Consider the following 10,887-nt stretch of genomic DNA (forward strand, 5'->3'; position numbering starts at 1 on the left):
CGCAGAACCCGCCAACCGAGCTTATTGCGGTCGGCGCGTGGGCTCGGAGATGTGTATAAGCGCCAGGCCGCCGCGGCGGCCGGGCCCGTCGTCACACCGGGTGGATCAGATCGTGAAGGTGAACACCTGCGGCAGCAGCGGGTCGATGCCCACCGCGATGAACAGCAGCGTCAGGTAGGTGATCGAGCTGCGGAACACGCGCATCGGGTGCACCTGCTCCATGTGCTGGATCGCCCGGTTGTAGAGCAGGTGCGACTCGACGACGAACCAGATGCCCGCGGCCAGGGCGACCACCGTGTAGAGCGGCCCCATGTTCGCCACCGGGATGAGCAGCAGGGAGCAGACCAGCGTCGCCCAGGCGTACAGCACGACCTGCAGTCCGACGACGGTCCGGCCACGCACGACGGCGAGCATCGGGACGTCGGCGGCGTCGTAGTCGTCGCGGTACTTCATCGACAGCGGCCAGTAGTGCGGCGGCGTCCAGAGGAAGATCACCATGAACAAGATGACGGGGGCCCATGTCAGCGAACCGGTGACGGCCGCCCAGCCGATCAGGACCGGCATGCAGCCAGCCGAGCCGCCCCAGACGATGTTCTGCGGGGTCCGGCGCTTGAGCCAGAGCGTGTAGAGGAAGACGTAGATCAGGATCGCGGCGACGCTCAGGGCGGCGGCGAGCCAGTTCACGAAGACGACGAGCACGACGGTCGACACGATGCCCAGCAGCCACGAGAACACGAGTGCTTCGCGGTCGGACAGTTCGCCGGTGACGAGCGGACGGGTGCTCGTGCGCTTCATCAGGCGGTCGATGTCGCGGTCGATGTAACAGTTGAACGCGGACGCGGAGCCCGCCGACATCGCGCCGCCGAGCATCGTCCAGAACACGAGCCACAGGTCGGGCACGCCCCGCTGGGCCAGGAACATCGTCGGCGCGGTGGTGACGAGCAGGAGCTCCATCACGCGCGGCTTGGTGAGCGAGACGTACGCCCGGACCTTGCGGGACAGCATCGACCGACGAACGGTGTCTGGCCTGGTCACGGTGGCAGTCGGCAAGGGAACCTCAGTCTGTTTCGCTGCAGCTCGCACGCTCGGGTGGACGTCACCGTCGGCGTCTGGGCGTGCGTGTCCGCGGAATGGTCGCGGATCACGATCAGTTTACGCGATGGACGGCGCCACGACGATGTCCCGCCGCTCCCCAGCGGCTCCGGGACACGCCCGGACGACGACCGGTCACCGACCGGTCATCGAGGCCCGCCGGTCACCTGGGCACCTTCTGAGTGCCGGTTCACTATGCTGGAGAGGCCCTCCCGCAGCGTGCCCCGAAGACGTCGGCCGCGATCGAGCCGGTCGGCCGCCGGCAACGGCGCCGCGACGGAGCCCCGGGTGGGCACCATGTCCGTGCGATGGCACGAGCCCTCGCACATGTCGCATCAATGAAGGGTCAACATCCAAGTGGCTGAATTCACCTGGGACGCCATCGACCGGAAGGCCGTCGACACGGCCCGCGTCCTCGCCGCCGACTCTGTCGAGGCGGCCGGCAACGGTCACCCCGGCACCGCGATGAGCCTCGCGCCGCTGGCTCACCTCCTCTTCCAGAAGGTGATGCGTCGCGACCCGAGCGACTCCACGTGGATCGGTCGCGACCGCTTCATCCTGTCGGCGGGTCACGCATCGATCCTGCAGTACGTGCAGTTCTACCTGCACGGCTACGGCCTCGAGCTCGACGACCTCCAGCACCTCCGCAAGTGGGGCTCCAAGACGCCGGGTCACCCGGAGTACGGCCACACCGACGGTGTCGAGATCACCACCGGCCCGCTCGGCCAGGGCCTCGCCTCCGCCGTCGGTTTCGCCTACGCGCAGCGCTTCGAGCGCGGCCTGTTCGACCCGGAGACCCCGGCCGGTCAGTCGCCGTTCGACCACTACACCTACGTGATCGCCGGCGACGGTGACATGCAGGAAGGCGTCACGAACGAGGCCGGTTCGCTCGCGGGTCGCCAGCAGCTCGGCAACCTCATCGCGTTCTACGACTCGAACCAGATCTCGATCGAGGACGACACCGACATCGCGTTCTCCGAGGACGTCCACGCCCGCTACGAGGCGCTCGGCTGGCACGTCCAGGTCGTCGACTGGAAGAAGACCGGCGAGTACCACGAGGACGCCGAAGCACTCTTCGCCGCCGTCGAGGCCGCCAAGCAGGTCCACGACAAGCCGTCGCTCATCGTCATCAAGACGATCATCGGCTGGCCGTCGCCGACGAAGCAGAACTCCGGCAAGATCCACGGCTCCGCGCTCGGCGCCGACGAGCTCAAGGGCCTGAAGGAGGTCCTCGGCTTCGACACCGAGAAGACCTTCGACGTCTCCCCCGAGGTCCTCGACTACACCCGTGGCGCGATCGCCAAGGGTCAGGCCGAGCACGCCGAGTGGCAGAAGAGCTTCGACGCGTGGGCCGCGGCCAACGCCGACAAGAAGGCACTGTTCGACCGCGTCCAGGCCAAGCAGCTGCCCGAGGGCCTCGAAGCTGCCCTCCCGGTGTTCAGCACCGAGAAGGCCGTCTCGACCCGTGCCGCCTCCGGCAAGGTCATCAACTCCATCGCGCCGCTGATGCCCGAGTTCTGGGGTGGCTCCGCCGACCTGGCCGAGTCGAACCTCACCACGATCGAGGACGGCAAGTCCTTCGGTCCGGCCGAGGCCTCGACGAAGACCTGGACGACCGACCCGTTCGGCCGCGTGCTGCACTTCGGCATCCGCGAGCACGCGATGGGCTCGATCCTCAACGGCATCGTCCTGCACGGCAACACGCGCCCCTTCGGTGGAACGTTCCTGATCTTCAGCGACTACATGCGTCCGGCAGTCCGTCTCGCCGCGCTCATGAAGGCGCCGGCGATCTACGTCTGGACCCACGACTCCATCGCCCTCGGCGAGGACGGCCCGACGCACCAGCCGATCGAGCAGATCACCGCGCTCCGTGCGATCCCGGGTCTCGACGTCGTCCGCCCCGCGGACGCCAACGAGGTCGCGTACGCCTGGCTCGAGATGCTCAAGCACCAGGACCGCCCGGCCGGCATCGCGCTGAGCCGCCAGAACCTGCCCGTCTTCGAGCGTGGCGACGGCGACGCCTCCGGCGAGGTCTTCGCCTCGGCGAAGAACGTCGGCAAGGGCGCGTACGTCCTGGCCGAGGCGCCGAACGGCACCCCGGACGTGATCCTCATCGGCACCGGTTCCGAGGTCCAGATCGCGGTCGACGCCCGTGAGCAGCTCAAGGCCGAGGGCATCAACGCCCGGGTCGTGTCCGCTCCGTCGCTCGAGTGGTTCCACGAGCAGGACGAGGCGTACCGCGAGTCGGTCCTGCCGAAGTCCGTCAAGGCCCGCGTCTCGGTCGAGGCCGGGATCGCGATGAGCTGGCGCGACATCGTCGGGGACGCCGGCCGCAGCGTGTCGATCGAGCACTTCGGTGCCTCGGCCGACTACCAGAAGCTGTTCGAGGAGTTCGGGTTCACCACCGAGCACGTCATCTCGGCGGCCAAGGAATCGATCGCAGCAGCAGCATCCTGACCCGAACGGGCCGGGTCCGGAACGTCGGACCCGGCCCGTCGGCACGGGGGGGCCCGGGGGGGCCCCCCCCCCCCCCCCCCGGCCCGGGGGCCCCCCCCCCCCCCCCCCCCCCCCCCCCCCCGGGGGGGGGGCCCGCCCGGGGCCCCCGGCCCCGTCGGCACGGGAGGCCCGTGGCGGCCCCGCCACGCGCCTCCCGTCCCGGGGGCACGACCCCCGCACACAGACCACGGCTCCCCGGAGTCGACGAACGAAACGAAGCAGAGAAGAAGCGAATGACTGACACCACCCCCACCGAAGCCCTCTCCGCCGTCGGCGTGAGCATCTGGCTCGACGACCTGTCCCGCGAGCTCCTCGAGACCGGCCGTCTCGAGAACCTCATCGCCGACCGCAACGTCGTCGGGGTCACCACCAACCCGACGATCTTCGCGTCGGCCCTCGCCAAGGGCGAGCGCTACGACGACCAGGTCAAGGAGCTCGCCGCCGCGGGCACCGACGTCACCAACGCGATCTTCGAGATCACGACCCGCGACGTCTCCGACGCGTGCGACATCTTCACGCCGCTCTACGCCTCGACCAAGGGCTTCGACGGCCGCGTCTCCATCGAGGTCGAGCCGGGTCTCGCCCACGAGACCGCCAAGACCATCGAGCAGGCGAAGTTCCTGTTCGACAAGGTCGGCAAGGAGAACGTCCTCATCAAGATCCCGGCGACGCTCGAGGGCCTCGAGGCGATCACCGAGGTCATCGGCGCCGGCATCTCGGTCAACGTCACCCTGATCTTCTCGCTCGAGCGCTACCGCGCCGTCATCGACGCCTACCTCGGTGGTCTCGAGAAGGCCAAGGCCGCGGGCCACGACCTCTCCAAGATCCACTCGGTCGCGTCGTTCTTCGTCTCGCGCGTCGACTCCGAGATCGACAAGCGCCTCGACGCCGTCGGTTCGGACGAGGCCACCGCCCTCAAGTCGAAGGCCGGCATCGCCAACGCGCAGCTCGCCTACCAGGTCTGGACCGAGGCGTTCGCCACCGAGCGTGCCCTCGGCCTGCTCGAGTCCGGTGCGAACACGCAGCGTCCGCTCTGGGCGTCGACCGGTGTCAAGGACCCGTCGCTGCCCGACACGCTCTACGTGACCGAGCTCGCCGCCCCGAACACCGTCAACACGATGCCGGGCAAGACCCTCGAGGCCACGTTCGACCACGGTGAGGTCCACGGCGACGCCATCGCCGGCACGTTCGACGACGCGAACCAGGTCATGGACCAGCTCGCCGCCGTCGGCGTCGACTACGACGACGTCGTCGCGCTCCTCGAGAAGGAGGGCGTGGACAAGTTCAACGTCTCCTGGGGTGAGCTCGTCGACACCGTCAAGACGGCCCTCGAGAACGCCAAGTAAGAGTGACCGTCTCCATCGCCGCCAGCGGTGACGCGGCGCGGGCCATCGACACGGTGGTCCCGCGCCTCGTCACCGACCTGGTGGCGTCCGGGATCACGGCCCAGGACGCCGCTCTCTGGGGTCCGGCGGCCGAGGCCGAGGCGTCGAACCGGCTCGGCTGGGTCGAGGCGGTCTCGGTCTCGCGTCCGCTCGTCGCCGAGGTCGTGGCGCTCCGCGACCAGCTGCACGAGCAGGGCGTCGACCGCGTGGTCCTCGCGGGCATGGGCGGCTCGTCGCTCGCGCCCGAGGTCATCACCCGGACCGCCGGCGTCCCGCTGGTCGTCCTCGACTCGACCGATCCCGCGCAGGTCCGCTCGGCACTGACCGACCTCGAGCGCACCGTGCTCGTCGTGTCGTCGAAGTCGGGTTCCACCGTCGAGACCGACTCGCAGCGTCGGGTGTTCGAGCAGGCGTTCCAGGACGCCGGCATCGACCCCGCCGGGCGCATCGTCGTCGTGACGGACCCGGGCTCCGCGCTCGAGACCACCGCGCAGCAGGCCGGGTACCGCGTCTTCACGGCCGACCCGACCGTCGGCGGCCGCTACTCCGCCCTGACCGCCTTCGGGTTGGTCCCGGCCGGACTCGCGGGCGCGGACATCGCCGAGCTCCTCGACGAGGCCGACGCGATCAGCGTGCTGCTGGCCGTCGACACCGACGAGAACCCGGGCCTCGTCCTCGGCGCCGTGCTCGGTGGCACCGCTCCCCTGCGGGACAAGATCGGCATCGTCGCGGACGGCACGCACATCCTCGGCTTCGGTGACTGGGTCGAACAGCTCATCGCCGAGTCGACGGGCAAGGACGGCCGCGGTCTCCTGCCGGTCGTGCTCGACGTCGACGCCCCCGAACTGCAGGCCGGTCTGACCGACCTGCAAGTCGTCCGACTGGTCGGGTCCCGCGAGGACGAGCGGCACGTCGCCGACGGCGAACTCGAGATCACCGGCACGCTCGGCGGTCAGTTCCTGGTCTGGGAGTACGCGGTCGCGGTCGCCGGGCGTCTGCTCGGCATCAACCCGTTCGACCAGCCCGACGTGGAGGCCGCCAAGGTCGCCGCCCGTGCGCTGCTCGACGCTCCCGCGTCCGACGAGGTCGCCTCCCCGCCCGCTTTCGAGGAGCACGGCATCGCCGTGTCCGCGACGGGTGGACTCGACGCCGGAACGACACTCGCGCAGGCCGTGTCGGGCCTCCTGGCCGGTCTCGGTCCGGACGGCTACGTCGCGCTCCAGGTCTACGCGGACCGCACCGCCGGTGCCGACCTCGGGTCGCTCCGCGACCTGCTGGCCGCACGCACCGGCCGACCCGTCACCTCCGGGTACGGGCCCCGGTTCCTGCACTCCACTGGCCAGTACCACAAGGGCGGTCCCGCGAACGGCGTGTTCCTGCAGATCGTCTCCGACGAGCAGGACGACCTCGCCGTCCCCGGCCGCCCGTTCACGTTCGGCCGGCTCATCCGAGCCCAGGCCGCCGGCGACGCGAGTGTCCTCGCGGAGCACGGCCGCCCGGTGCTGACCCTGTCGACGCGGGACGTCCCCGCGGCGGTTGCGGTCATCGCGGCTGCACTCACCACCTGATTCAAAGGAGTTCACCGACATGTCACCGGTGGCGATCACCCCGGAGCACAACCCGCTCCGGCTGCCCACGGACCGTCGACTGAACCGGATCGCGGGTCCCAGCACCCTCATCATCTTCGGGGTGACGGGAGACCTCTCCCGCAAGAAGCTGATGCCCGCGGTCTACGACCTCGCGAACCGAGGGCTCCTGCCCCCGGGGTTCGCGCTGGTCGGGTTCGCTCGACGTGACTGGGAGGACCAGGACTTCTCCCAGCTCGTCCACGATGCCGTCAAGGAGCACTCGCGGACCCCGTTCGACGAGGACGTCTGGCGTCAGCTCGAACAGGGCATCCGTTTCGTCCAGGGCTCGTTCGACGACCCCGAGGCGTTCCGGCTGCTCAAGGAGACGGTCGACACGCTGGACGCCGAGCGCGGAACGCTCGGCAACCACGCCTTCTACCTCTCCATCCCGCCGAAGATGTTCCCCGTGGTCACGGAGCAGCTCAAGGTCTCCGGCCTCACCGAGAAGCGCGACGGCTCGTGGAGCCGCGTGGTGGTCGAGAAGCCGTTCGGCTCCGACCTCCGTACCGCGCGCGAGCTGAACGCCATCGTCGAGAGCGTCTTCGCTCCCGACGACGTGTTCCGCATCGACCACTACCTCGGCAAGGAGACCGTCCAGAACCTCCTGACGCTCCGGTTCGCGAACCAGATGTACGAACCCATCTGGAACTCGAACTACGTCGACCACGTGCAGATCACGATGGCCGAGGACATCGGCGTCGCCGGACGTGCCGCCTACTACGACGGCATCGGTGCGGCGCGCGACGTCATCCAGAACCACCTGCTGCAGCTCCTCGCGCTCACCGCGATGGAGGAGCCCGTCTCGTTCAAGGCCGGACACCTCCGCGCCGAGAAGGAGAAGGTGCTCTCCGCCGTCCGGCTGCCCGAGGACCTGTCCACGGCGACCAGCCGCGGGCAGTACGCCGGTGGCTGGCAGGGCGGCGAGAAGGTGCTCGGGTTCCTCGAGGAAGCGGGCATGAACCCCGAGTCCACGACCGAGACCTTCGCTGCCATCCGGCTCGACATCGCCACCCGTCGGTGGCAGGGCGTGCCGTTCTACCTGCGGGCCGGCAAGCGGCTCGGTCGTCGAGTGACCGAGATCGCGATCGTCTTCAAGCGCGTGCCGGAGGACGTGTTCGGCATCGATCAGTCCCCGCTCGGGCAGAACGCCCTGGTGATCCGCGTGCAGCCGGACGAGGGCGTCACGCTCCGCTTCGGCTCGAAGGTCCCCGGCGTCGGGACACAGGTCCGCGACGTCACGATGGACTTCGGCTACGGTCACGCGTTCACCGAGGCCTCTCCGGAGGCCTACGAACGGCTCATCCTCGACGTGCTCCTCGGTGACCCGCCGCTGTTCCCGCGGCACCAGGAGGTCGAGCTGTCCTGGAAGATCCTCGACCCGATCGAGGAGTTCTGGCGGACACAGGGCCAGCCCGAACAGTACCGTCCCGGCACCTGGGGCCCGGCTTCGGCCGACGAGCTCCTGGCCCGCGACGGACGGACCTGGAGGCGTCCATGAAGATCGACCTGCCGAACACCACGGTCTCGAAGATCCAGAAGACCCTGGTGCACATCCGCGAGGAGGGCGGCGCCGTCGCTCTCGGCCGCGTCCTGACGCTCATCGTCTCGACCGCCCTCGGGCGCGAGGAAGAGGCGATCGAGGCCGCGAACCAGGCGTCCCGCGAGCACCCGATGCGCGTCGTCATCGTGTCGAAGAACGAAGGGGACGTCGCGTCCCCGGGCCGACTCGATGCACAGATCCGCGTCGGCAGCGACGCGGGTGCCAGCGAGGTCATCGTCCTCCGTGCGTACGGCGAGACCGCGGCGGACGAGGAGAGCCTGGTCACCGGGCTGCTCCTGCCCGACGCGCCCGTCGTCGCGTGGTGGCCGGAAGCCGCGCCGGAGAAGCCCTCGGCGTCCCCGCTCGGCCGGATCGCGCAGCGTCGCATCACCGACGCCGCCGCCCAGAAGGACCCGAACGCGGCCATCATGGCGCTGGCGGACTCCTACGCCCCGGGCGACACCGACTTCGCCTGGACCCGCCTGACCCTCTGGCGGAACCAGCTCGCCGCGGCGCTCGACCAGCCGCCGTTCGAGCCGATCACCGCGGTGGAGGTCTCCGGCGCGTTCGACAGCCCGTCGACCGTGCTGCTCGCCGCCTGGCTCGGTCTGCAGCTCAAGGTCCCCGTCGAGGTCACCACCTCACCCCGTGCCACCGGCTCGTCCGGCATCCACGGCGTGCAGCTGGTCCGCGAGTCCGGGACGATCGAACTCGAGCGCTCCCTGGTCGACGTGGCGACGCTGTCGATGCCCGGGCAGCCGACCCACGACCTGTCGCTGCCGCGCCGGAACCTGCGCGACTGCCTGGCCGAGGAACTCCGTAGACTCGACCCGGACGTCCTCTTCGGAGACGTCGTCAAGCACGGGGTGGCCAAGCTCCGCGAACGCATCGCGGGCTGAACCCCCACGGTCCGGCCGTCCGTCCTCCCCCGCTGCCGTCCGCGGCGGGATGGCCGGACGGCCGGCCGGACCGACCCGGTCGCACCGGCCGCACCACGAACACAGGAGTCACGTGACCAACGAACGGCGGGTGCTCGTGCACCCCGACAAGCAGGCCCTCGGCGCCTCCGTCGCCGCACGCTTCCTCACGAAGCTCATCGACGTACTCGACGAGCAGGGACGGGCCGACATCGCGATCAGCGGTGGCTCCGTCTCCAGCCTCGTCCTGGCCGCGATCGGGCAGTCGCAGGCGAAGCAGAGCGTCGACTGGTCGAAGGTCCACGTCTGGTGGGTCGACGAGCGCTGGGTGCCGGAGGGCGACGCAGACCGCAACATCACCGGGACGCAGACCGACTTCCTGGACCACGTGAGCATCCCCACGGAGAACATCCACCCGATGGCGCCCTCGGACGCGGGCATCAGCATCGACGAGGCCGCCACGCAGTACGAGCGCGAACTGCTCGCCGCAGCGCCGGACTCCGCCGAGACGCCCCGGTTCGACATCACGCTGCTCGGCGTCGGACCGGACGGCCACACCGCGTCCCTGTTCCCCGAGTTCCCGCAGCTGCGCATCACCGACCGCAAGGTCGTCCCCGTCGACGACTCCCCCAAGCCGCCGGCGCAGCGCCTGACGCTGACCTACCCGGTGATCAACGCCTCGCAGCGCGTCTGGGTGATCCTGTCCGGTGCCGAGAAGGCGTCGGTCCTCGGCCTCGCCCTGGCCGGCGCGGCCGTGGACGAGGTCCCCGTGGGCGGCGTGCAGGGTCGGAAGCGCACGGTCTTCTTCGTCGACCAGGACGCCGCACGCGACGTCCCGGAGAACCTCATCGCGTCGACGTACTGACGCACGGGGCGCGTGACGCGCCTGCAGACGGACGGGCGGCTCGGTACCAGCTGGTACCGGGCCTCCCGTCCGTCGTCCGGCGCCCACCCGGCCGCCCGCCACGGCCGCCTGACGCCGAATGCCGGCGCTCGGAAGAGGCCCCCACACCATCCGGTGTGGGGGCCTCTTCCGTGTTCTCAGTCTGGTGCCGGGGCTACTTGGCCGCGGTGCCGCGTCGCTGACGCAGCTGCTGGAGCGCGTCCTCGAGCAGCTGTGCTGCCTCTTCCTCGGTACGACGTTCCTTCACGTACGCGAGGTGAGTCTTGTAGGGCTCGGTCTTCGCGACCTGCGGCGGGTTCTCCTTGTCGCGACCGGCCGGCAGACCCGTGGACGGCGAATCGACCGTCTCGGGGATCTCTTCGTCGGGCAGGCTCGCGGCGAAGTACCGCACGACCTCGTTGCCCATCGCGTCCCAGTAGGAGATCGCGACGCGCTCGGCCTGGACCCCGCGGTCCTGTTCGCCCATCGGGCCCGCGCCGACGCGCGAACCGCGGATTGCGCTTCCTCCGGATGCCATGTCAGCTCCCTGCCGTGAACTTGTTGATGAGACCAAGCACGATGATGCTGGAGATCCAGAGGAGCCCGAGGATCACTGTGATGCGGTTCAGGTTGCGCTCGGCGACGCCGGATGCCCCGAGGTTGCTCGTCACACCACCACCGAACATGTCGGAGAGGCCGCCACCGCGGCCCTTGTGCAGGAGGATGAGGAGCGTGAGCAGGAGGCTCGTGATCGCGAGCAGGACCTGCAGCACGACGGAGAGTATCGCCACGACGTACCTTTCGTGTCAGTCAGCCATCCGAGTATACCGGTCGCGCGGAGCGCGCTCGGGACCCGGGCTGGTTGGGCGGTGCGGGAGGGACACAGCACGAGGCGGGGGGGGGGGGGGGGGGGGGGGGGGGGGGGGGGGGGGGGGGGGGGGGGGGG

9 protein-coding genes are annotated in these 10,887 nt (G+C 69.9%); 6 read left to right on the plus strand and 3 right to left on the minus strand.

Annotated elements, in window-relative coordinates; all coding sequences use genetic code 11:
- Positions 1–105: 105 nt before the first annotated feature.
- Positions 106–1,035, minus strand: coding sequence for a heme o synthase (locus QCD68_RS15660; RefSeq protein WP_258376619.1), 930 nt, complete (start codon positions 1,033–1,035; stop codon positions 106–108).
- Between the two features lie 414 nt (positions 1,036–1,449).
- Here QCD68_RS15660 and tkt point away from each other — a divergent pair, with 414 nt between their 5' ends.
- The 6 genes from tkt to pgl all read left to right on the plus strand — a co-directional run bounded on the left by tkt (position 1,450) and on the right by pgl (position 9,923).
- Positions 1,450–3,549 (plus strand): transketolase, encoded by a 2,100-nt coding sequence (gene tkt / locus QCD68_RS15665; RefSeq protein WP_301223694.1) that lies wholly within the window; start codon positions 1,450–1,452, stop codon positions 3,547–3,549.
- A gap of 272 nt (positions 3,550–3,821) precedes the next feature.
- Positions 3,822–4,934, plus strand: a complete 1,113-nt coding sequence (gene tal, locus QCD68_RS15670; protein ID WP_301223695.1) for a transaldolase — start codon at positions 3,822–3,824, stop codon at positions 4,932–4,934.
- 2 nt (positions 4,935–4,936) lie between these two features.
- Positions 4,937–6,541 (plus strand): glucose-6-phosphate isomerase, encoded by a 1,605-nt coding sequence (locus tag QCD68_RS15675; protein WP_301223696.1) that lies wholly within the window; start codon positions 4,937–4,939, stop codon positions 6,539–6,541.
- 19 nt (positions 6,542–6,560) lie between these two features.
- Entirely contained in the window at positions 6,561–8,099 is a 1,539-nt protein-coding gene (gene zwf, locus QCD68_RS15680; RefSeq protein ID WP_301223697.1) for a glucose-6-phosphate dehydrogenase, read from the plus strand.
- On the plus strand, positions 8,096–9,040 hold the full coding sequence (locus QCD68_RS15685; protein ID WP_111073538.1) for a glucose-6-phosphate dehydrogenase assembly protein OpcA: 945 nt from the start codon (positions 8,096–8,098) through the stop codon (positions 9,038–9,040). Before zwf ends, QCD68_RS15685 begins: the two co-directional genes overlap by 4 nt.
- 112 nt (positions 9,041–9,152) lie before the next feature.
- Complete coding sequence (gene pgl, locus QCD68_RS15690; protein ID WP_301223698.1) at positions 9,153–9,923, plus strand: 6-phosphogluconolactonase; 771 nt, start codon at positions 9,153–9,155, stop codon at positions 9,921–9,923.
- 193 nt (positions 9,924–10,116) lie between these two features.
- On the opposite strand, the gene QCD68_RS15695 is transcribed toward pgl, so the two are convergent.
- Positions 10,117–10,479, minus strand: a complete 363-nt coding sequence (locus QCD68_RS15695) for an RNA polymerase-binding protein RbpA (protein ID WP_111073540.1) — start codon at positions 10,477–10,479, stop codon at positions 10,117–10,119.
- A gap of 1 nt (position 10,480) precedes the next feature.
- Positions 10,481–10,732 (minus strand): preprotein translocase subunit SecG, encoded by a 252-nt coding sequence (secG, locus tag QCD68_RS15700; RefSeq protein WP_110825023.1) that lies wholly within the window; start codon positions 10,730–10,732, stop codon positions 10,481–10,483.
- Positions 10,733–10,887: the final 155 nt, after the last annotated feature.

Origin of the sequence: Curtobacterium sp. PsM8 (genome assembly GCF_030433875.1) — a bacterium.
In the GTDB taxonomy this organism is placed as follows: Bacteria; Actinomycetota; Actinomycetes; order Actinomycetales; family Microbacteriaceae; genus Curtobacterium.